Annotated in this window: 20 protein-coding genes and 1 other annotated feature; of the genes, 6 read left to right on the forward strand and 14 right to left on the reverse strand. The window is 50.6% G+C overall.

The window, feature by feature from the left end; genetic code table 11:
- Positions 1-67: 67 nt before the first annotated feature.
- Entirely contained in the window at positions 68-2,080 is a 2,013-nt protein-coding gene (locus AC3WT9_RS08510; protein ID WP_341092410.1) for a sensor domain-containing diguanylate cyclase, read from the reverse strand.
- Positions 2,081-2,471: 391 nt separating this feature from the next.
- Between AC3WT9_RS08510 and rpsD the strand changes: the two genes are divergently transcribed.
- Complete coding sequence (gene rpsD / locus AC3WT9_RS08515; RefSeq protein ID WP_038590482.1) at positions 2,472-3,071, forward strand: 30S ribosomal protein S4; 600 nt, start codon at positions 2,472-2,474, stop codon at positions 3,069-3,071.
- Positions 3,072-3,241: 170 nt separating this feature from the next.
- A complete protein-coding gene (locus tag AC3WT9_RS08520; protein WP_341092408.1) occupies positions 3,242-3,775 on the forward strand; it encodes a GNAT family N-acetyltransferase in 534 nt (177 codons plus the stop codon).
- A 21-nt stretch (positions 3,776-3,796) separates the two neighbouring features.
- Here AC3WT9_RS08520 and tyrS read toward each other — a convergent pair whose 3' ends face one another.
- Positions 3,797-5,050 (reverse strand): tyrosine--tRNA ligase, encoded by a 1,254-nt coding sequence (gene tyrS / locus AC3WT9_RS08525; RefSeq protein WP_492407535.1) that lies wholly within the window; start codon positions 5,048-5,050, stop codon positions 3,797-3,799.
- Between the two features lie 68 nt (positions 5,051-5,118).
- Positions 5,119-5,374 (reverse strand) — a binding site (T-box leader).
- Positions 5,375-5,511: 137 nt separating this feature from the next.
- Between tyrS and AC3WT9_RS08530 the strand changes: the two genes are divergently transcribed.
- Entirely contained in the window at positions 5,512-8,421 is a 2,910-nt protein-coding gene (locus AC3WT9_RS08530; protein ID WP_492407536.1) for a transglycosylase domain-containing protein, read from the forward strand.
- A 102-nt stretch (positions 8,422-8,523) separates the two neighbouring features.
- Here the strand turns inward: AC3WT9_RS08530 and acsA are convergent, their stop codons facing one another.
- Complete coding sequence (gene acsA, locus AC3WT9_RS08535; protein ID WP_341092404.1) at positions 8,524-10,248, reverse strand: acetate--CoA ligase; 1,725 nt, start codon at positions 10,246-10,248, stop codon at positions 8,524-8,526.
- 161 nt (positions 10,249-10,409) lie between these two features.
- On the opposite strand from acsA, the gene AC3WT9_RS08540 reads away from it, so the two are divergent.
- Entirely contained in the window at positions 10,410-11,042 is a 633-nt protein-coding gene (locus AC3WT9_RS08540) for a GNAT family N-acetyltransferase (protein WP_076112048.1), read from the forward strand.
- Positions 11,043-11,060: 18 nt separating this feature from the next.
- On the opposite strand, the gene AC3WT9_RS08545 is transcribed toward AC3WT9_RS08540, so the two are convergent.
- The 3 genes from AC3WT9_RS08545 to AC3WT9_RS08555 all read right to left on the reverse strand — a co-directional run bounded on the left by AC3WT9_RS08545 (position 11,061) and on the right by AC3WT9_RS08555 (position 13,649).
- Entirely contained in the window at positions 11,061-11,756 is a 696-nt protein-coding gene (locus AC3WT9_RS08545; RefSeq protein WP_341092403.1) for a 5'-methylthioadenosine/adenosylhomocysteine nucleosidase, read from the reverse strand.
- 93 nt (positions 11,757-11,849) lie between these two features.
- Entirely contained in the window at positions 11,850-12,860 is a 1,011-nt protein-coding gene (gene ccpA / locus AC3WT9_RS08550) for a catabolite control protein A (RefSeq protein WP_038590464.1), read from the reverse strand.
- A 336-nt stretch (positions 12,861-13,196) separates the two neighbouring features.
- Complete coding sequence (locus AC3WT9_RS08555; protein WP_341378314.1) at positions 13,197-13,649, reverse strand: hypothetical protein; 453 nt, start codon at positions 13,647-13,649, stop codon at positions 13,197-13,199.
- A gap of 213 nt (positions 13,650-13,862) precedes the next feature.
- Between AC3WT9_RS08555 and AC3WT9_RS08560 the strand changes: the two genes are divergently transcribed.
- Positions 13,863-14,387, forward strand: a complete 525-nt coding sequence (locus tag AC3WT9_RS08560; protein ID WP_341378313.1) for a type 1 glutamine amidotransferase domain-containing protein — start codon at positions 13,863-13,865, stop codon at positions 14,385-14,387.
- 88 nt (positions 14,388-14,475) lie between these two features.
- Here AC3WT9_RS08560 and AC3WT9_RS08565 read toward each other — a convergent pair whose 3' ends face one another.
- The 7 genes from AC3WT9_RS08565 to aroA all read right to left on the reverse strand — a co-directional run bounded on the left by AC3WT9_RS08565 (position 14,476) and on the right by aroA (position 22,091).
- Positions 14,476-14,895, reverse strand: coding sequence for a sigma factor (locus AC3WT9_RS08565; RefSeq protein ID WP_341092397.1), 420 nt, complete (start codon positions 14,893-14,895; stop codon positions 14,476-14,478).
- A 186-nt stretch (positions 14,896-15,081) separates the two neighbouring features.
- Entirely contained in the window at positions 15,082-16,848 is a 1,767-nt protein-coding gene (gene ptsP, locus AC3WT9_RS08570; protein ID WP_341092395.1) for a phosphoenolpyruvate--protein phosphotransferase, read from the reverse strand.
- Positions 16,845-18,731 (reverse strand): glucose PTS transporter subunit IIA, encoded by a 1,887-nt coding sequence (locus tag AC3WT9_RS08575; protein WP_341092392.1) that lies wholly within the window; start codon positions 18,729-18,731, stop codon positions 16,845-16,847. Before AC3WT9_RS08575 ends, ptsP begins: the two co-directional genes overlap by 4 nt.
- A gap of 182 nt (positions 18,732-18,913) precedes the next feature.
- Positions 18,914-19,039, reverse strand: coding sequence for a hypothetical protein (locus tag AC3WT9_RS08580; RefSeq protein WP_492407537.1), 126 nt, complete (start codon positions 19,037-19,039; stop codon positions 18,914-18,916).
- A 331-nt stretch (positions 19,040-19,370) separates the two neighbouring features.
- A complete protein-coding gene (locus AC3WT9_RS08585) occupies positions 19,371-20,039 on the reverse strand; it encodes a putative endonuclease domain-containing protein (RefSeq protein ID WP_492407538.1) in 669 nt (222 codons plus the stop codon).
- Positions 20,040-20,269: 230 nt separating this feature from the next.
- Positions 20,270-20,704 carry a CoA-binding protein gene (locus AC3WT9_RS08590; protein ID WP_340898839.1) on the reverse strand — a complete coding sequence of 145 codons (435 nt, stop codon included), beginning with the start codon at positions 20,702-20,704 and terminating at the stop codon, positions 20,270-20,272.
- 94 nt (positions 20,705-20,798) lie between these two features.
- Complete coding sequence (gene aroA / locus AC3WT9_RS08595; RefSeq protein ID WP_341092387.1) at positions 20,799-22,091, reverse strand: 3-phosphoshikimate 1-carboxyvinyltransferase; 1,293 nt, start codon at positions 22,089-22,091, stop codon at positions 20,799-20,801.
- A 112-nt stretch (positions 22,092-22,203) separates the two neighbouring features.
- Between aroA and AC3WT9_RS08600 the strand changes: the two genes are divergently transcribed.
- The gene (locus AC3WT9_RS08600; RefSeq protein ID WP_038590436.1) at positions 22,204-22,512 is read left to right on the forward strand and encodes a rhodanese-like domain-containing protein; all 309 of its coding nucleotides are present in this window, start codon (positions 22,204-22,206) and stop codon (positions 22,510-22,512) included.
- Positions 22,513-22,537: 25 nt separating this feature from the next.
- On the opposite strand, the gene AC3WT9_RS08605 is transcribed toward AC3WT9_RS08600, so the two are convergent.
- Positions 22,538-23,080, reverse strand: coding sequence for a shikimate kinase (locus AC3WT9_RS08605; protein WP_341378311.1), 543 nt, complete (start codon positions 23,078-23,080; stop codon positions 22,538-22,540).
- Positions 23,081-23,200: the final 120 nt, after the last annotated feature.

Consider the following 23,200-nt stretch of genomic DNA (forward strand, 5'->3'; position numbering starts at 1 on the left):
TAATAGGTTCCCCCTGCTGCCCGGGCTTATACTTTGATATATTTTTCAAAAAAAAGAATCCCCGCCGTCAGGCGAGAGGATTCTTTGCCGTATTATCCACTTTCTTGGTATCAATGACAACCTGATTGCGGCCGTTATTCTTCGCTTCGTAAAGTGCCATATCGGCCCTGTAGAACAGCGACTCCACACTCACCCGTTCATCTGTCCAACTCCATTCCGCGATGCCGCAGGATACAGTAACACGAGGCTCGGTCTCACCCATTACCCGCTTGCGGATCCGTTCGGCTACATAAAAAGCCTGCTGCACCCCCAGCTGCGGCAAATAGACCGCCAGCTCCTCCCCGCCCCATCTGGCAGCGATATCGCCTTGGCGGATGGAGGACTTCACAATTTCGCTCACCTGCTTCAGAATTTTGTCCCCCTTCTGATGGCCATAGGTATCATTGACCGTCTTAAACTGATCAATATCAACGACAATCAAAGAACCGCAGAAGTCCGACGTCTGCCTCTCCTTGATCTCCTCATCCAGGTAATGGCGGGCATAAAGACCGGTGAGACTGTCACGGTTGGCCAGGAACCGCACCTCAGCATGCAGCCGGGCGTTTCCTACAGCAAGCCCGATGTGGCCCGCCATCGCCTGCAGCAGCCTAAAGCTGTCATAGGAGAAGAAATACGGTTCCCGGTGGGCAAGCATAATTGCACCGCGTACTTCTCCGCCTACATTAAGGGGGGTGGCAATCAGCGACTGCGAGCAAGTTGCGTCCATGAGCTTCGAAGAGGGTCCCGGCGTATTTAAATAGTCCGACAAAATGATCGGCTCACCTGTAGTGTAGACATTGCCTCCCAGCCCCTGCCCTACTTCTATAAGTTCATTGCGCAGCGGAAGATGATTGCAGGCAATCGCCTCCAGCCCGCCTTTCTCTTCATTCATATGCAGAATGCAGCAATAATCGGCAGCAAACATCTCCAGCAGCTCTTCAAAGGCATACTGAAAAATATCACCGAGCCGCAGGCTTTGGTTCAAACGCTGTGTCATTTCATTGCTCATACGCAATTCACGAATAAGCTGGTTGGAGCGTTCATACAGCTTGGCATTCTCAAACGCTGTCCCGGCCGTATCGGCAACCATCGAGAGGAAACGCAGGTCAACCTCCGAAAAAACCGGTTTATCCATAATCATATGGAAGACACCGTACACGCCCTGCTTCCCTCCGAGCGGGAGGCCGACCTCCACATGCTGACTGTCCTCGCGCCCGGCATGCAGTGCTACCCGGCCGTCCTTGAAGGCACGCGCGCAGACATCATCACTATCCCAAAGCAGCGGAAGCGGCTTTACCTGCGGATGCGTGCTGCGGTGGTCCTGTGACATAAACAGCTCCAGTCTGGCACCCGGATACATCGCGGCAATACTCTCAATGACCTCGGTAAGTACGGCATCAACATCAATGTTGTCGTGCATCCGCTGGACAATCTGGAACAGGAGCGAACGGCGGATACTCTCCCGCTCGGCATGCTGGTACACTCCCGCTAGATCTGATACAAAAACATGCTCAAACCTGCGGTAAAAGCAGGTCTGGAAATGCATGGCCATTGCTTCAGCCGTATTCTTTCCACCCTGCTCATACTCCACGGCAGTCATGGAACAGGCAAGCAGAGCAAAGATTTCCCGTTGACCTCGGGTAAACACCGGCAAGGTCAAAAGGTACACAGCTTGTCCGTTCTTCTGCTCCGGGACGGCATTGGCCTCTCCGGAAAGCAGGCTTAGCCCTGCGGCTTCCGCCCATTGCGCATCCCAGCCCTCCTCCCGGATATTGCCGGCATCTGAGTCTAAAGGTTCAATCCATTTCCCTTCAGAATCCAGCAGACCCCAGTTCCATGATTCCGCGAAGGGAGGAACAGCCAGTCCACGCCAGTCCCCGAAGCTTTCCGCAATCAAATTGGCTGCATACGGGAAATCATAGGATACAATATCCGTTTCCCTGAGCCATGCGGCGGGATCTATCATATCTCCGCTTGATTGCATAGTGTCCTGCAACAGCATACGAGTGTCTTTGCGGCCGTATGCTTCCTGAACTGACATAAGCGGATCCCCTTTGCGTCTCATATTATTAATCTTCCGATAACATCTAATTAGCTATATTTTACTCTCTTTTTTCCTGTATTGCATTATATTTTCCTGATTTCAGGGATTTTTTTTAGGACCAAAGAACTAACGACAAAGATAGACAAAATCTCCTTAAAGATGCACTTGACTTTAACTGTTGTTTTCATATAATATTTATTGTTGAACAAGACTGTAAGAAGTCTTAATTGGGCGTAACGTTGTGTCACCCTCTACGCATTTCGTTACTGCCAGGGCAGCGGCTGAACTTCCCTGGCAGTGTGAAACCATTTGACGCTTTCACGGATACGGATTGCGGCGCAAATAGGCCCTACAATGAAATTTCAAATATAAAGGAGTCTACTATAACATGGCACGTTACACCGGACCTAAATTCAAACTCAGCCGCCGTCTGGGCATTTCCCTTAGCGGTACAGGCAAAGACCTGAAACGCCCTTTCCCACCAGGACAGCATGGCGCTAACCAACGCAGAAAAGTAAGTAACTACGGAATGCAGCTTTTGGAAAAACAAAAACTGCGCCACATGTACGGCTTGGGCGAAAAGCAGTTTAAAACTCTTTTCACTAAAGCACAAAAGATCCAAGGTATCGCGGGCGAAAACTTCATGTTCCTGCTCGAAAGCCGCCTGGACAACCTGGTTTACCGTCTTGGTTTCGCTAACTCCCGTGCAGGCGCACGTCAGTTGGTATCCCACGGACACGTAACTGTTAACGGCAAAAAAGTCGACATCGCTTCTTACCGTGTAAGCGTGGGCGACGTTATCGGCCTTCGCGAAAGAAGCCGCGCTATGACTTCTATCAAAGAAGCTTTGGAAAACCGCTCCCACCTTCCAGCTTACCTGGAATATGCTGACGGATCTTTCGAAGGTAAATACATCCGTTTGCCAGAACGCGCTGAGCTGTCCCAAGACATCGATGAGAAACAAATCGTCGAGTTCTACAACCGTTAAGATTTCGCGAACAGCGAATGCAAAGCAAAGCCTCCGGAGAATTCCGGAGGCTTTTTTGTATGCTTGTTCTTGTGCCAGGCGAGATAATTCTATTTAACAAGTCTTTTCCATTCCTTCTTAATTAGCTTCTGTGGTAAATTCAGGATAACTACTGAATCGGAGGAACCTGAATGCATCTAATAAAAGATAATTTAGTCATTCGTGAAGCAACTGCCGACGATGCGCAAACATTGTGCAACTGGTGGAACGATGGAATGATCATGGCCCATGCCGGATATCCGGAAGGTCTCGGTACTACAGTCCAAGAGACTCTGGATATGCTTCAGACCGCTAACGGCTGCAACCATCGCCTGATTCTGGAAATTGATGATGTGGCCATTGGGGAAATGAACTTCAGAATATTAGCCGGGCACTGTGCAGAGATTGGCATTAAAATCTGCAACTTCAATCACCATAATCAAGGATTCGGGAGTGCGTTTCTTACAATGCTTATCAGCTACCTGTTTAAGCAGATGAAGATTCAAAAAGTCATACTGGACACCAACCTTAAGAACTACAGGGCGCAGCATGTTTATGAGAAGCTCGGCTTTCGCAAAGTTGCGGTTCATCATGACTCCTGGAGAAATCAGTTCGGGGAACTGCAATCCTCAGTTGACTACGAGTTAACTAAAGAGAATTATGAAATGGAAGTTTCGGCAGATTAGACTGCATTATGCCATTTACCCCTAATCTAGGGTTAATTTGGCAAATTTTCGCTTGCCTACCTGGATAATGTCGCCCTCCTGAGGCTGGATTTCTCCGTTCGGATCCTCCTGCTTCACCCCGTTCAGCTTCACTGAGCCCTGCTGGATCGAACGTTTAGCTTCGCCATTGGAGCCTGCAAAACCAAGCAGCGTTAACAGCGTGACCAGCTTGATTGTGCCGCTCAACAGCTCTTTAGCCGGTATGCAGATTGTCTCAATATCCTCCGGGAGCGCACGCTGCTGGAATACCGTAATGAAGTGCTGCTGCGCGGCCTCCGCGGCTGCTGTTCCATGGTACATTCGTACTAATGTATATGAAAGACGCATTTTGACATCCCGCGGATGGGCCGTCCCGTCGGCCAGACCCGCTTTCAAGGCAGCGAACTCCTGATTGCTGATATCTGTAGCCATTTCGTAGTATTTCAGCATCATCTCGTCCGGCACGGACATCGCCTTGCCATAGATTTCATTAGCCTCTTCATCAATGCCGATGTAATTCCCCAGACTCTTGCTCATCTTCTGCACACCGTCGATTCCTTCCAGCAGCGGCATCAGTATAACAGCTTGCGGTTCCAGGCTATATTCCTTCTGCAGTGTACGGCCCATCAGCACATTGAACTTCTGGTCCGTGCCTCCAATCTCTACGTCCGTCTTAAGAGCAACGGAATCCATCCCTTGCATCAGCGGGTAGAAAAATTCATGAATGCTGATGGCCTGTCCGCCCTGGAAGCGTTTGGAAAAATCGTCGCGTTCCATCATCCGGGCTACGGTTACTTTTGCCGCCAGTTTTACAACATCTGAGAAGGACATCGGGCTGAGCCATTCCGAGTTGCAGAAGATCTTTGTTTTCTCCGGATCAAGAATCTTGTAAATCTGCTTCTTGTAGGTCTCTGCATTACGCTGCACATCTTCTTCGCTAAGCTGCCTCCGCGTCTCGGATTTGCCCGTAGGATCACCGATACGTCCGGTAAAATCTCCGATAACCAGCTGCACCTGATGCCCTAGCTCCTGGAACTGGCGCAGCTTATGAATCACAATGGTGTGTCCCACGTGAATATCCGGCGCCGACGGATCAAGACCCAGTTTGATCTTTAGCGGAATACCCGCAGCGACGGATTTGATCACTTTTCGCTTCATTTCCTCCTCCGGCACTATTTCCACGGCACCGCGCGTGATCACTTCCATCTGACGCTCAACTTCCTGCTGTTGGTTGATTGAAAGCTCTTCCCATGTCATTCCCTTATTCCTCCCAGTTTTTCAGCACTAATCATTCCAATGAACGCAAAAAGAGCCTCTCATTCATCCCAAGGGACGAGTAAGAGGCTCGCGGTACCACCCTAATTAAAGATTTGCCGTGCCGGAGCACAAGCATTCTCTTTCACTTCATTGCCATAACGGGCTTGCACCCGGTCCAGGACTACTGAACAAGCGAAATGCGCTTGTAGTTCCTCCGGACAGCTCCAGACTGTAATTCAAAGGGGCCTGCTGCCGGTTCGCACCACCCACCGGCTCTCTGAAACACATGGCTTTCCTTCTACTGATGTCTTTCTACGCTTTTCGAATATCCAATTGAGTAAACTTATACCATAGGACCTTTTAAAAAGTCAACACCTCATGAATTCGACTTTCAGGCAGAAGCGCATTCAAATACGCCAAATTGTGCTATAATAGTTCCGTTAAAAGGAGGATTATCGTCGATGGTTGAGGAGAACAAAAAGAAGACCGTAAAACAGCATCCACCCCGAAGATCCTGGCTCCGCAGGTTTGGTTCAGTCGTTAAGTGGATGTTTATACTCGGCATACTCGGCATTCTGTTTGCTGGTGGTGCCTTGGCAGGCTACATAACTTCCATTGTGAAAGATGATCCTGTGCGCACCGAGGAATTGATTCAACAGCAAGTCAGCTTGAACGCCGTGACCGGGTTTGCCTATTTCCGGGATGGGCAACCGATCGGTCAGCTTCGAACCGAAGAAGACCGCAGGCTAATTGAATTCAACGATATTCCACAGCTTGTGATTGATGCAGTCCTCGCTATAGAGGACAATAACTTCTATGACCATAAAGGAGTGGATTTCAGCAGTACCCTTCGTGCCGTCAAGCAGAAGCTGCTCAACGAATCGGTCCAGACCGGGGGCAGTACGCTTACCCAGCAGCTCGCAAGACGTGTATTTCTGAATCTGGACCGTACGGAAGACCGCAAAGTGAAGGAAATCCTGCTCTCCCTGCGGCTTGAACGTTTTTTATCCAAACAGGAAATTATTACGGCATATCTTAATAAGGTTCCCTTTGGGAACGGCTCCAACGGTTATAATGTGTTCGGTATCAAAGCCGCATCAAAGGGAATCTTCGGCGTGGAGGACCTGGAGAAGCTGAATGTTGCGCAAGCTGCCTATTTGGCCGGTCTGCCCCAGCTTCCTTCCAAGTATTCCGCGTTTAACGGAGTGGGTGAATTTAACGAGACGGCGTTTAACAGAGCCATGGATCGCCAACAGCTCGTACTGCGGCGGATGCTGGAAGAGAATAAAATCACTTCCTCCCAGTATGATGAAGCGCGCCTCTTTGACATCAAAGGCTCTCTGGCACCGCATTCTAAGAAGGCCTATGCTACATTTCCTTACTTGATGCTGGAAACCGAACGCAAGGCGGCAGAGATCCTACTGTCGATCAACGAAGACAAGAAAGAAGCGAAAGATACCACGAGTCCGGCAGAAGACACAGTGCTTCTGGAGGAAGCCCGTCAGAAGCTAATGACCGGCGGATACCGTGTATACACTACGATTGACAAAAAAGTATACAGCGCTATGCACAGCGTCTCCGAGAACAGTGATAATTTCACAAAAGACAGCAAGGCGAGAGGCAAGGAACAGACAGCCGGGATGATGATTGAGAACAAGACCGGAGCCATCCTGGGGATGATCGAAGGCCGGGACTTCAACATTGAACAGATGAACTATGCTACGCAGATGGTCCGTCAGCCCGGCTCGACCATGAAGCCGATTGCTGCTTATCTGCCTGCACTTGATGCGGGTCTGATCCAGCCTGCCGGCATACTCGACGATGCTCCAATCATACTGAAGGATGGCTCCAAGGGATTCCACATCCCGAAGAATGCCAATAACCGTTATCAGGGTCTGGTTACCGCCCGCTATGCACTTAACAAGTCTTTGAACATTCCTGCGCTCAAGCTGTTTAATGAGAAGGTTGGCATCAAAGACTCCTGGGCCTTTTCCAAGAAGCTGGGGATTACAACCATCCAGGATGAAGACTACAGTGCAAAAACCGGTGTAATCGGCGGTCTGCGTTATGGTGTATCCGTCGAGGAACTGACCAATGCCTACTCCTCCATCGCGAACAATGGCGCTTTTACCGATGCCTACATGATCGAGAAGATCGTCGATTCGGAAGGGAAAGTCGTTTACCAGCATAAGGTCAATCCGGAGCAGGTCTACTCCAAACAGACGGCATACCTCATGACGGATATGCTGCGCACAGTCATTACCAACGGAACTGCCAGCACTGTCAGAAAGAATTATAAACACTTCAAGGACGTGCCGATTGTCGGAAAAACGGGTTCTACCCAGAATTACGGCGATGTTTGGTTTATGGGCTATTCACCTGATGTCACTCTCGGAATGTGGGTTGGCTATAAGGAGCAGATCAATACGCTCCAGGGAGATGCCCAGAAACGGCAGGCCCAGACGTTATGGACCAAGGTCATGAATGCTGTTATTAACAAGCGGCCTGAGCTGTTCGTAACGAAAGAGTTCAGTAAGCCTGACGGCATCGTCAAAAAGACGGTTTCGGCATATAGCGGCAAGCTGCCTACCTCTTTAACCGACAAGTTTACTACAGACATATTCAATGCCAAGTATGTTCCGACGGAAAGTGATGACGGAATATCCAAAGCCAAATACATCACATACAAAGGCGTGAATTATATCCCGCTGGAAGGAACCCCTGAGGATTTCCTAAAGGAGAAGATCGTGGTGAAACGCGAGAAGCCGATTCAGGATCTGGTCAAGGAGCTGCTCGCTGCTTTCCCTGCAATGAAAGAGCACAAGGATTTGTCATATTATATGCCGGCTGATGCCAAAACCGATTTCCCGACCGAGGTTGATCCGCGTGTCGACGACGGTACGGCTCCTGCTGCTCCAGGCGAAGTAAGTGTGTCCTACAACAGCGGCAAAGCTGTAATCAGCTTTACGCCTAGCAGCTCATCAGACGTTGTAGGCTACCGGCTGTACCGTTCCATGAAAGGAGGCCCATTCAAGAAACAGCTTGTACTGTCAGCCGGTGAAGGCAACTCTTTCTCATCGGGCACACCTTCCAGTGTGAATGCCACCTTCTACGTGGCCGCCGTTGATGTAGCCGATCATGAGTCAGCTTCCGGCAGTGTAGCCGGAGGGGCTACCCCGACTCCCGAAGCGACACCTACTCCGACAGAACTGCCGGGGACAGAACCAACACCGGAAGGGGAGACTATACCGGGTGCCACCGAAGATCCCGGTATGATCATCGTTCCGCCAGTGAACGGAACGGAGACACCTCTTGACAGCGGAAGTGGAAGTAACGCTGCCGGAGGAAATGCTACCGGCAACGGTCAATAAACGCTTTAGCGGATTGCCTGAGGCAATCCATACAGAACAGCAAAAACACCGTTTCCGCGGATTCGCGGGAAACGGTGTTTTTTGTTATGCTGCCGGCATGGCTTAGTCCTCAATGGTCGACAAATCCCCTTCAGGCAGATGCAGCTCCCAGGCTTTCAGCACCCGGCGCATAATTTTGCCGGAGCGTGTCTTGGGCAGCTTATCTTTGAATTCGATCTCCCGGGGTGCTGCATGAGCGGATAAACCGGCTTTGACAAAAGCGGCGATCTCTTCCTTAAGCTCCGTGGTCGGGTAATAACCTTCCCGCAAGGAAATAAACGCCTTGATGATCTCTCCCCGCAGCACATCAGGTTTGCCGATGACCCCAGCCTCGGCTACCGCCGGATGCTCTACCAGCTTGCTTTCCACCTCAAATGGACCAATCCGTTCACCAGAGGAATTGATTACATCATCTATCCGGCCCTGGAACCAAAAATAACCATCCTCATCCATATAGGCTGAGTCACCCGAGATATACCATCCCGGAATCCGGAAATACTCGTCGTATTTGGCCTTATTGTTCCAAATGGCACCCATCATGGACGGCCAGGGTGTTCGTATCGCAAGATTGCCCATAGAATACGGCGGCAGCACATTGCCCCGGTCATCCAATATCGCTGCTTCAATGCCCGGCAGCGGACGTCCCATGGAACCCGGCTTAATATCCATCCTCGGGTAATTGCAGATTAACTGCGCGCCTGTCTCTGTCATCCACCACGTATCATGAATGCGCTGATGATAGAATTTGTCACCCCAGCGGACAACTTCCGGATTTAACGGTTCCCCTACGGATAGCACATGGCGCAGGCTGCTTAGGTTGATGCCCTCCAGGCTAGCCTCCCCTGCTCCCATCAGCATGCGGAAAGCGGTAGGTGCACTGTACCATACAGTAACTGCGAACCGCTCAATCGTCTTGTACCAGTCCTGCGGGCTGAAACGCCCGCCCCGCACCACATTGGTTACTCCGTTCAGCCAAGGGGCAAAGATGCCATAAGAAGTACCGGTGACCCAGCCTGGATCGGCCGTACACCAATAGACATCATCAGGCTGCAGGTCCAGTACAATTTTGCCGCTATAATAGTGTTGGATCATTGCTCTTTGTACATGATAGACACCTTTGGGTTTACCTGTGGAACCCGAGGTGTAATGCATAATCAGCCCGTCATCCAAACTGAGCCACTCGGGCTCAAGTTCAGCTGAAGCTGCCACCATCTCTTGTTCAAAGCCCAATAGCCCCTGCTCCACATCGGTTGCACCGCCGACAACAATAATATGGCGCAGTTCCGGCAGCTCACTCTGCTTCACCCGGTGCAGCAGCTCCGGTGTAGTCACCAGCGCCACTGCGCCGCTGTCCTCAAGCCGGTCCTTAACCGCCGTTTCCATAAATGCCTCGAATAGCGGACCAGCCACTGCTCCGATCTTAAGAATACCCAGCAGACTGAAATACAGCTCCGGCTTCCGCGGCATAAAAATAAAGACGCGGTCTCCTTTACCAATGCCGTGCTTGCGCAGAACGTTGCCGAACCGGTTGGAGCGTTCCTGCAAATCGGAAAAGGTATATCTTTCCTCTCTCGAAGAATCGCTGTAAAGTAAGGCGGTTGACGCCCCACGGCCTTCCTGCACATGACGGTCCACGGCTTCATGGGCCATGTTTACCTTACCGGTACTATACCAGGAGAAGTCCTTCTCTACATCCTCCCACCGGAATTCGCTGACTGCCTGGGAATAATCCGCCATATTTGCGTTTTGCACGCGGCCCGGCAAAATTTCGCTGTGGACTTGCCCCATTACTATTGCCTCCCTTACTAGTTTGATTTAAGCTTTAAGGGCGAGATTCATTTCCATGAAAATCCTGTCAATGTATTAAATGTGAAGTTTTTATGTCGGAATTAGTATATCACAGCAAGCGGTTACATTCCATATTTTAGTTAAGCGAAGGGAGCCCATTCATGGAGCACCGCAAAATCCGCGTTTCCCATACCTTTGTATATAACAGCAAGAACATTACAGTCAGTGGACCTTTATCTCCTGGCCTGCTGGAGGGCCTGCATATGCATCCTGATCTGGATGCCTTCCGCAAACCAAGCGAACAGCTGGAAGCGCTCATAGACATCGCAGGCCTGCCTGAGGGGCGGGTGATCGCCGCTGTTGAGGACCAAACTGTTATAGGCTATGTAACCTTTCACTATCCGGATGAAATGGAGCTTTGGTCACAGGGGGGAATGATGGATCTTATTGAGCTGGGGGCTGTAGAGGTAGCTAACGGATATAGAGGGAGCGGGCTTGGCAAGCTGTTAATTTCCACCGCCTTTGAGCGGGAACAGTTGGAGAACTGCATCGTATACACCACGGAATATTACTGGCACTGGGACCTGAAAGGCAGCGGGCTTGATGTATGGGCCTACCGGAAAATGATGGAGAAGCTGATGAAAACCGTAGATATGGTATGGTATGCTACGGATGATCCGGAAATCTGCTCTCATCCGGCCAACTGCCTTATGGTCCGTATCGGACGGGAAGTTCCGATGTCGTCTCAGGAAACCTTCGACAGAGTGCGCTTCAGACAGCGCTTTATGTATTAGGATAACCCGCTCTGCAGATCACATTGCCTTCAGCATATATTCAAGTATGGCATGGGAACGCTCGGAAGCCTCTACTGTGAATTCGTGGTAATTGACATTCGCTGAACCGTCAGCCTTATCTGACATTGAACGGAGGATGACAAAGGGGATTTCATTCATGAAACACACCTGAGCAACAGCAGCCCCTTCCATCTCGGCGCAGGCGCCGTTCAGCTCCAGCCGCAGCTTGGCGACCAACTCCGCACTGGCTATAAATTGATCACCGGACAATACAACTCCGGTCACCGATTGCTGCTTAAGGTCATGACAGGCTTGTTCAGCAAGCTGCACCAGTGTTTGATCTGCCGGAAAGGCGGAAATCTCCTGATAAGGAATAACCCCTCTGGGGTATCCCAATGCAGATACATCCATATCATGCTGAATACACTGCGAAGAGATCACGATATCACCGATGTCCAGTCCAGGATGGACTGCACCTGCTACTCCTGTGAACAATACCCGCGAGACGCCGAAGGTGTCCAGCAGAATTTGCGTCGTGACCGCCGCGTTGACTTTGCCTACCCCTGATTTGCACAACACAGCCGATTTGCCAAACACCGTCCCTGTGTAGTACTTTATGCCTGCCTTAACTGTTGTCACCCTATTGTCCATACTCTCCAGCAGCAGTTTAATTTCTTCATCCATGGCTCCGATTAATCCGAACACTTCACTCATCGCAACTCCTCCTGATTAATAATTATATGTATACAGCATAAAAAGCCCCAAAAGGAGCTTTTTATGATCTTATATGCTACTTGTAAGCTTGTATTATTTGTTTACATGATTGACGGACAAGCGGAGAATCGTTTCATGCGGCAGGATGACACGCGGATTCTCAACGGTTTCCTTCTTCATCAGCTTCGTGAGCAGTCTCATGGCTACCGCACCCAGGTCATACATTGGCTGGGCTACAGTCGTCAATAGAGGGCGAACCATCGAAGCCATGCGGATGTTATCCACACTGATGATCGAGAAATCATCCGGCACCTTAAGGCCCTCATCCTGTATGCTGTGAATGGCACCAATTGCCATTTCATCTGTTGCGGCAAAGATCGCAGTTGGTTTCTTCTTAAGGCCCAGGAAGTACTTCATGGCTTCGACACCGGATTCGTACCGGTAATTACCGATCCGCACGAGATCCTCCTGGTACTCAATACCTGCAGCTTCCAGTGCTTTCTTATAGCCATGGAAACGTGCATAACCGTTTGCAGGATCCTGCAGCGTTCCGCTGATCATTGCAATCTCACGATGACCGTGGCGGATAAGTGTGTTGACAGCGTCAAATGCAGCATTCTCATGATCGATATCAACCGAAGGATAGGTTCCCTTCTCATCACGTGTTGCGCAAAGAACAATCGGAACGGCAGAAGTCTGGAAGGCTTGGATATGTTCTTCCGTCACTGTTCCGCCCATGAAGAGCAGCCCGTCCACTTGTTTCTCAAGCAGGGTGTTGATGACCCGGATTTCCTTCTCTTTACGCTTGTCTGCGTTACACAGGATAATATTGTAATGATACATATTGGCGATATCTTCAATCCCGCGTGCAATTTCAGCAAAAATCGAGTTTGAGATATCGGGGATGACAACCCCAACAGTTGTCGTTTTCTTGCTGGCGAGTCCTCTCGCCACGGCATTTGGACGATAGCCCAAACGCTCAATCGCTTCAAAAACCTTCTTCCGGGTCTGCGGTTTCACATTGGGGTTATTATTCACAACCCGTGATACCGTAGCCATAGATACGCCTGCTTCTCGAGCTACATCGTAAATGGTTACCGTCAAATTACTCTCTCCATTGCGATAAATTTTATCGTTCGACTAATTAAAATTATGATACGACACTTTGTACAATTGTGCAATGATAACGCTTCATTTTCCTTTCAAAATTCTTTCAAAGGCTGAACACATCATCCTGACGCGGGCTGTATTCACTAATGCTTCAAAGTAGCTCTCCACTCGCAAAACTGAAAATGTCAGCAGCCAGGGAAGGGGTGAAAATCAGCAATAGTTCTCATCCGCACAGCCACAATTCAACTAACCTGGTACTATCGTAACAAAAAGCGCGTGAAAAATCCAACATTCGTGAAAAATTTTCATTGATTTTGCAGAAAAACTTTTTCATTTAGCGCTTTTTGTACATTGTAACGTCAATTGTGACAATCTTTGAGCCGTTTCTTCCATCCATTTCAGGTCAGCCAGATCCCCGGCAACTCGATAAACATCAAGCAACAGATCAATACGGCTTTGAATAGCCGAGCGGATGCTCTCTTCCAGCTCAGAGATACCGCCGTGGAAAAAGCCCGTGGAAAAAGTTTCCTTCAGCACATTGGCCCATTCATTTCTGTCAGCAAGAGAAAGATGGAGCTTGGCAGGATGCTCCCCCATCTCACCGATCAGTTCGCCCAGATCCCGTTTGATAAAGGGCAAGGGCTCGTAACGGGCACATAATCCGCAGGTGTAGACCGGAACATGGGTAATTTTTATCTTACCGCTATAAATCAATGTATGCATATGTATAGTCATAACTCCGCCACAGCCGCATGTTTTCTTTACCAGAATGTCTTTTTTCATCTCCCACACCTCAGGAATAATATTGAAACAACACGAGAGTCCGCCTTTTCAATAACTATATTCGACCTCTCTCTCCATAATCCCTTCTGATTTGCATAAAAAGATTTATTTGGTAAATAATCCAGTGTTTTCAATACCTTGAGATGACTTCATATTTCAAATTTGATAGAATGTACAGGACAAGCATCACATTCCTGAAAGGAGCTGCTGAACATGAGACTGGCCGGTAAAAAGGTCATCGCACTTGTTGACGATGAATTCGAAGATTTGGAGCTCTGGTATCCTGTATACCGGGTAAGAGAAGAAGGAGCCAAGGTGCATCTGGCAGGCCTAACGAAGGGCAAGACTTATGTCGGCAAATACGGGGTTCCCGCCACAGCTGAATATTCCTGGGATGAGCTCAGCGCAGCCGATTACGACGGCATTCTGGTACCGGGAGGCTGGGCACCCGATAAGATCCGCCGTTACAGCGCGGTACTGAAGCTGGTACAGGATTTCAATGAAGCCAAGAAGCCGATCGGCCAAATCTGCCATGCAGGCTGGGTGCTGATTTCAGCCAAAGTCCTGGAAGGCGTAACCGTTACTTCTACGCCCGGCATCCGTGATGACATGGAAAATGCCGGAGCCATCTGGAAGGATGAGCCCGTGGTAACTGACGGGCACATTATCTCCGCCCGCCGGCCACCGGATCTGCCGCCTTACGGCAAAGCCTTCTGCGATGCACTAGCCGGAGAATAAGCTGAAAGCAATCTCCTCACGAGGATAAACAAGCCCTGCCTCTCCGACTTGCCGGAGTGCAGGGCTTGTTGCCGCCTAAGGCAGCTATTTACGGATGGAAAGGGATACCGTTTCCTTCAGCGGATTCGGGTAGCCGTTCAAGGTGAACGTCAAGGGCCTGCTCCATGTCCAGCTTGCGGTCACTGGTCATTTCCATCACTCCAGTACTGCCTGTATTCGCAGGCTCTACGGAAACTAACCGTTTTCTCCGCTTCAGTTCATCGTTGCAGCAGTTGATCAGAATTCGTGTCACCCAAGGTGCAAACCGTTCCGGATCTTTGAGACTTTTTCGTTTGCTCCACGCCCGGTACGTAGCTTCCTGCAGCATTTCGAGTGCATCTGACTCACTGCGGAAGTAACTGAAAGCGATCCCGTATAGTATTTTCTTCTGCTCTGATACGAGCCGGATAAAAGCCTGTCCACTCTCATCACCAAACTGTACCCGTTCAGCCTCCATTAGATTTTCCATTCTCCGTTGCTTTGCCTCCCTCACACAGCAGCCTCAAAAAGCGCCTTTTTGTACTTTCATCTATACTGACTCTCTCAAGGGGAAAACGGTTTTACTTTTTTTATAAATGGCGGTTCAAGATCAGTAACGCAAAAAGTCCGGCGCTATCGCCGGACCCTTCACTTCATCGATTCTGATTGCCTAAGACTAGGATGTCTTCTCTTTCGGATCTCCACCCATACTCAGCGATAAGCCGCTCCGTCCTGCAAATGCGCTTAGCATCTCTTCTGTCTGCAGACTGGTACGGTGCCGGAAGCATGCTTTGGCCATCTCTCTGGCTTCCGACGCCAGTGTGTTCAGCGTACGATGCTTCACCCGCAGCAAGGCCTGCGGCGACATACTCAGCTCGCTGATCCCCAGCTCCAGCCAGAGCGGCAGAGAACGTTCATCGGCAGCCATTTCACCGCAAATACTCACACCGATGCCTACTTGCCGCGCAGCTTCCACTGTCATGCGAATCATGCGCAATACCGCTGGATGATAAGGGTGATACATATGGGCAATCTGTTCATTCATCCGGTCAACGGCCAGCACATACTGCACCAGATCATTTGTCCCAATGCTGAAAAAGTCCACTTCTTCCGCCAGCAGATCCGCGATCATAACGGCAGCCGGAACCTCAATCATGATGCCTACCGGTACATTGCGGTTATACGGAACGCCTTGCTCGTCCAGCTCTGCCTTGACCTCATTCAGCACCGCTTTGGCAGCTTGTACTTCTTCTACGGAGGAAATCATCGGGAACATCATCTTTACATTGCCGTAGTGGCTGGCACGCAGGATCGCAGTCAGCTGTGTTTTGAACATATCTTTGCGGTCGAGACTGATCCGGATGGCACGGTAGCCCAGGAATGGGTTCTGCTCGTCAGGAAGCTGGAAATAATCCAGATGCTTGTCTCCCCCGATATCCAGGGTACGGATCACAACGGTGTTGCTGCCAACCTTTTCGGCAACGAGCTTGTAAACCTCAAACTGCTCTTCTTCCGTCGGGAAGGAATGACGGTCCATGTACAAAAATTCTGTACGGAACAAACCAACGCCCTCCGCTCCGTACTTCAGCGCCATATCCAGCTCTTTGACCGAGCTGATATTACCGGCTAGCCGCAGAGATACACCGTCTTTGGTGATGGCCTCCACAGTAGCAAGCAGCTCCAGCTGCTCTCTTTTGCGCTGCTGCTTATCGCGTCTCGCTGCATAGTCTCTTACCGTAAGCTCGTCCGGATGAAGCTGCAGAATCCCGGTTTCACCATCGAGCACCAGCAGATCTCCGGTCTGGATCGGATTGGTCAGCTTGTTCTCCAAGCCAGCCACCAGCGGAATACCAAGCGCCCGGGCCATTATGGAGGAATGGGAAGTTTTGCCGCCCATCATGGTGACAATTCCCAGCACATAGACCGGATTCAAATGAACCAACTGAGAGGGAGATAACTCCTTCGCCACCAGTATATAGGGCTGTGTATCAGACGGCAGAGTTACCTCGGGTGCACCCAGCAAATGCTTCAGCAAACGGTTGCCGACATCCTTGATATCAACTGCCCGCTCTTTCATATATTCATCGTCCAGCAGATCAAACATCGCTACAAAATGGTCAATGGCTTCCTTAACCGCCACTTCAGCCGCCTTGTATTGGCGTTCGATAATGCCACGGATTTCACTCATGAACACGGGATCATCCAGAATTGCCAGATGGGCGTCAAAAATGCTCGATTCCTCCGGCCCCACGACCTCCCTGAATTCTCTTTTGATAAACTCAATTTCATCTTTCGAGGTGCGGATTCCTTCGTATAAACGCTCAAATTCCTTGGCCAGATCCACCGGATTTACCTGCGTATCCGGCAGGCTCCATTCCCAGTTCGGCAAGACAAAGGCCTTCCCGATGGCAACACCTGCTGCAGCGCCTATGCCTTGTATCATGCTTCAATCCCTCCAACATTGCTTTCATGTAATACCACGGACATTACGGACGATTGCCCCTTTTTCACAGTTTTAAATGGAGCATAGCTCCAGGATTTCACACGGTCAGGGTTGGTAATCACCATCGGTGTAGCAAGCGAAGCCGCATGTTCACGCAAAAAGGTAAGATCGAATCTCACCAGCAACTGGCCCGGCTCCACACTGTCCCCTTCCTGCACAAGCGCCTCAAACGGCCCCTTAAGCTGTGAAGTGTCGATCCCTATATGCATAAGTACCTCCAGCCCTTCGGGCGTTGAAATGCCCACTGCGTGCATTGTAGGGTACACGTGCATCACCTTGCCAAACACGGGTGAGACCAGCTCCCCTTTATCCGGGAAAAAGGCCACCCCGTCCCCAACCAGCTTCGCGGCGAAAATATGGTCCGGCACTTCCTCAATCGGCATCATTCGGCCCTGCATTGGAGAACTGAACAGCACCTGCGGCAGATCACGAAGCATCAGCTTGTCAATCTCCTCACGGATCAGCTCTGAATAGGTGCCGAATACCACCTGCACGTTCCCGCCGCCCAGCTTTATAATTCCGGCCGAGCCCAATCCCTTGAGCGCCCCGGTATCAATGAATCGGTCATTATGCACAGTTAATCTTAAACGGGTGATGCAAGCCTGAACTTGTACGATGTTCTCTTTGCCCCCGAGCGCCTCCAGAATGAGCGGAGCCTGATACGGAATATTCCCCGCCCAGTCGCCCAGTTCAGAGCCTTCCTCACGCCCCGGTGTCGGAATCTGGAAACGGCGGATCGCCCAGCGGAACACGTTATAATAGACAATCCCATAACCGATCCCGATCGGGATCAGCAGCCAGGCGCGCTGCGACAGATGCAGGTTGAGGATAAAGTCAATTACCCCCGCCGAATAAGAGAACCCATGATGGATGCCAAGCGAATAGGTCAACACCATCGCAAGACCGGACATGACTACGTGCAGCGCGAATAAATATGGCGAAGCGAACAGGAAAGCGAACTCAATTTGCTCCGACACACCGGTCAAAAAGCAGACCATTGCGGCACGCAAAAAGGTTTTGCGGATCTTCGGCTTCAAATCCTCCCGGGCTTCCTGAATAATAGCTAAGGCAATCGCCGGCAGTGCGAACATCATGATCGGAAAAAGTCCGGCCATAAAGATGCCCGCAGTAGGATCTCCCGCAAAAAACCGCGGCAAATCCCCCTGGACGACCGCGCTGCCGTCAGGAGTAGCAAAGCTGCCCAGCTGAAACCAGAACACATTATTTAGAATATGATGTAGGCCAAAGGCCGTAAGCACCCTGTAAAGCACCCCGTAGACAAACACGCCATATCCGCCGGTCGCCTGTATATCCCGGAAAAGCACATCCAGCCCTTGCTGAAGCAGCGGAGAAACACCGAGCATCACCCAAGCGAAGAAGGCCGAGAACAGGCCCATGAACAGCAAAACAAACCGCGAACCTCCGAAGAATTGTATGGCTTCTGGAAGCTTGATATTTTTAAACCGGTTATGCGCCACGCCGGCGACAATCCCGAGTATGATTCCGATTAATGTAGCAGGCTGAACATCCCCATTCCCCATATGGGTAACAATCCGGTCATAAGTGAACATTCCAGCCAGTGCAGCCAGCCCAGCCGGTCCGGCCTGATTGGACAACCCCCATGCTACGCCGACAGCAAACAAATAAGGCATGAAATAAAATATTCCCTGCCCCGCATATGTAGTCACTTCGGATACCGAAGAAAGTCCCCATGCAGACCACGGTAAGCTGCCCAGACTAAGCAGGATGGCGGCCGCCGGAAGCACCATGGTAGGAAGCATTATGGCTCTGCCCAACTGCTGCAATGATCCGAGCCAATTCAAGGTGACCCTCTCCTTTCATTCTATATTGAATGGTACGCGCTGCGACTGCTTTTGTCAAAAGAATGCGGCAAGAATTAGGATACCACGGTTCCCGTGATTATGGGAAACTTTATTCGTAATTTAGTGTAGTCTGGATGCTGTTCGCTGCTGTGAAGGAAACAGAGAAGTAGGCCCTACGAGGCTTAATAACAAATCATTAATGAGCATGCGTGGGCATGGGGAGACGATCCAGCCACTCCAGTCACTCCAGTCACTCCAGCCACTCCAGTCACTCCAGTCACTCCAGTCACTCCAGTCACTCCAGTCACTCCAGTCACTCCAGTCATTTAAGTGTATTCTGTACAACTAAAATAGCACTTTTAAACAGTAATATTAGTTTAACTGCACTTTATACATCTACAAATCGCATTTCCTGCTCCAAGGAGCCATTTAGCAACTTTTAGTTGTACCAAGTGCAGCTATACTTCAAAAAAGAAACTTTCAACATCATTTAGTTGCACGAAGTGCATCTATTCCATTTTCATCCTAATATTCAATCAAAACTCACCCTAGTTCCTTAATTCCATCTACACCTCAATCAGACTGCATTCAAGAATGCAGGCAAGATTGCTTTGTTTTGCTTTTCATTTCCCTATCCACTTACCATATTTGATCAGCCTGCATTGCTTTTACTTCGTAGAACCGCACCCTCTGCTTTGAATTTACCGGTTTGAGTAATCCTTTGTCACTGAGTGACTGTAACAGCCTCCGGGCCGTACGATAATTAACCTGGAAATAGTCGCACACATCCTTGGGGCGGAGCGGTTTAGCAATACGCCAGGCCAGGCGCAGCACTTCTTTCTCTTCGGACAAAATATCTGCGGCTAGCGTCTTTTTAGCTAAATAAGGCGCAAGTACCAGCTGCAGGAGCATCCGGCAAACTTCGGGACGCTGCTGAACATCGTCGAAGAAAAAGTGGAGCATCCTCCAGCCCATCCCGGTGAGGAAACTATCGCGGTTCAAGGAATAGCTGAACTTCTCGCGGTCCATATCTTTGACATGACTTTGAAAGCCGTCGCATTCGATCCCGAACCGGCCCCCATTTTGCGGCAGAAAAGCGAAGTCCAGAAACTGCGATTTGCGGTTCCAATCGTAAACTTCATATTCTGGATGCAAATGCTCAAGCGATTCAAACAGCGGCCACCACACATTCTGCAAAAACAGCCGCTCCGCAAAATTGTGACCTCTGACCAGCCTCCCCTTACGCTCCCCACTTCTCTCCGACGTATGCTGCTCGATGAATAAACGATGTGCTGCCTCAAACTCCATCTGATCCCCTCCCGGTAAATAAAAAAGAACGCCCACCTCCCGCAAACTAATTACGGGTAAATGGACGTTCTTCGTCTAATGCCAGTATAGCAACACAACCTGGCTATTTCTAGATGAAATAGGATCAGAGCAGCAAAACTTGCTGTATACCTTCCTTCCCCACCTAGGCTAAAGGGTTCCGGGGTTCCAGAATTACGAGAGTACTGGTTCCTCCCCCGCCCCCCTAAATACTACTGCCGGCTGCGCCCGTGCATCGTGATCGCTTCCTCGACCTTGATGCAGCGGTCCATGATCGCCGTCATGCCGTGCTCTGCGGCAATGTCAGCAGCCTCCTTGCTGATAATGCCCTGCTGGAGCCACAGCACATGTGCGCCGATATCAGCTGCCTCCTGCGCCACTTCGGCGCAGTATTCGCTGCGGCGGAACACATTGACAATGTCCACCGGCTCCGGTATTTCAGCCAGCGTATGGTAGCATTTCTCCCCTAGAATCTCTCCGTCTACTGTAGGGTTAACCGGAATAATCCGGTATCCGCGGCTCTGCATCGCATAAGCCACCATATAGGAGGTACGGTCCGATTTGTCAGAAAGACCTACAACAGCAATATTACCTGCGGAAGCAAGAATATCACCGATTTGCTCCCGGGTCGGGTTCTCAAAGCTCATGTTTGTTACCCCTTTCGCTTTAGTGCCGAATCAGCAGGTGAAACCAAAACTTCCTATTATAAGCGGACTTCACCTGGATCAGCATCCTACATTGTTATTGTACCCACTCCACATTTGCTCCAAGCGCACGCAGGTGGTCGAAATATTGCGGATAGGACTTGGCGACATGATGGGCGTCCTTAATCAGCAGCGGCTTACGGGCACGAAGGCCCACTACCGTCAGCGCCATAATTACCCGGTGATCATAATGCGCATTGATCGTTACTCCGCCTTCGACACCCTCAGGCATGCCGTGCACGATGATCTCATCGCGGCGCTCCTCAACCTTGGCTCCGGCGCGGGTCAGCTCCGCCAGATAGTCGGTAATCCGGTCGCATTCCTTATAACGCAAATTCTCCACGTTGTAGAAACGCGAGGTCCCTTCGGCAAATACCGCCGCCGCCACCATCGCCAGCACGGCATCGGTTGCCGCATCGCCGTCGAATTCCACAGCCTTTAGAGTGCCGTTCCCCTGCACATGCACTGTTCCGTCTTCGTGAGTAAGCGGTACTTCCATCATACGCAGCACATCCACAATTGCCCGTTCTCCTTGCTTGCTCTTCTCGGCAAGCCGGTGAATTTTCACATCCGATTGGGTGACAGCCGCTGCCGCAAGCACAGCCGCAGATCCCGGATAATCCCCCTGCACAGTGTAAGACTTGGCCGCATAGGCCTGGCGCCCCGGCACCTTAAAGGACATATAATCGTCAGCAGCATGAACTACGATTCCTGCCTGCTCCAGCACCTCCAGCGTCTGGCCGACAACAACCTTCGACTTCAGATCATCCAGTACGACGATCTCGCTGTCCTCTTCTAGCAGCGGCGTCAGGAAGAGCAGCGCACTAAGATACTGTGAGCTGACTGCACCGGAGACGGTAATCCGGCCGCCAACCGGCTTGCCGCCGCGAATGGTTATCGGAAGTCTCCCATTATTATGCTCCACTTGAACACCAATCTGGCCGAGTGCTGCAATGAGGTCATCATGCGGGCGTTTGCCCAGAGAATCCGGGTACGTGTTCACGAAAGTCACCTCCGGGCTCAGCGCAGCTACAGCCATCAGAAAGCGCAGGACGGCCCCGGCATTCCCTACATTAAGTTCCTTGACGTCACGGGGATGCCGGCCAAAGCCTTGAATGACAATCTTCTCTTCATCCTCCGTAAGCACTGCTCCAAGATCGGCAATACATCTGCGGATCGCATCGCTGTCCTCACTATGTGCAGGATAGTAGATCGTGCTGACGCCCTCGGATAGAGCGGCAACAAGCAGGTAACGTGTAGTGTAATTTTTGGAAGACAAAGCTCCAAATTCTCCTTGCAAAGCTGGCGTCGGCCTAACAATAACGTCCATGATATAAGCGCTCCTTAGTTAATGTAGTTGATATATAGTGCTTCGTTTGACAGGCTATTCTCCACTTGTGTTATCATTAAACCAATCTTCCGATAGAAAAGAGGTCACAACCATGAATGAGATCCCCCAAATTACACCGCAGGAATTGCGGAAGCGTCTGGAGACAGGCGAAGACCTTGTATTGATAGACGTACGTGAAGATGATGAAGTCGCCTTCGGGATGATTCCCGGCGCTCAGCATATCCCAATGGGCGAGATTCCGCAGCGCACGGAAGAGCTCCCGGCAGAGACCGAGATCGTCTTCATTTGCCGCTCAGGTGCCCGCAGCCAGCGTGTCTGCGAATATCTGCAGCAGTTCGGCTTCAAAGGCTCCAACCTCAGCGGCGGAATGATTGAATGGAATGAAAGTGCAGAGGCGTAAGCCGCACACAAGTATACTTAAAAGCTCAACCGCGGTAATGCATTAAAATATGCTGCGACACTTCTGCCGCACTCAGCTCCGAAGTATCGACTGTGCAATGCGCGAAACGGTAAGCCTCCCGGCGCTGCTCCATGATGGTGCGGACCCTTTCCTGCGCGTTGCCAGCGAGCAGCGGCCGGTTCTGATCTCCGCTGACGCGGGATAAGATGACTTCTTCCGTGGCCGTAAGCGCCACAACAAGCCCATTTTCCAACATCATCCCGGCATTCCCTGGAGCCAGTGCTGCACCTCCGCCTGTCGAAATAATTCTGCCCTCTCCTTCAAGCATCCGCTGAAGTACTGCAGTTTCAACCTTACGGAAATACGCTTCACCGCCATCGGCAAAAATATCGGCAATACTCTGGCCTTCACTCTCTATAATGACATGATCCAAATCAACCAGTTCAAAGCCCAGTTCCTCCGCCAGCATGGCACCCACTGTTGACTTACCTGTGGCCATCATTCCTACAAGGATAATATTTTTACGCAAGGTATTGTAACTCTGTTGTTGTTCTAACTCCCCAGTCATGACTACCCTCCAACCGCGACATTTGTCATATCATAACACAGGGTCAAAACTTTGCACAATGCGATTCCCTTCCTGTAGATTCCGAAAAAAAGGCCCGAAAGCCTCCCGGGTGCGGGAAGC

The sequence above is a fragment of the Paenibacillus sp. EB106-06-01-XG199 genome (assembly GCF_058791575.1).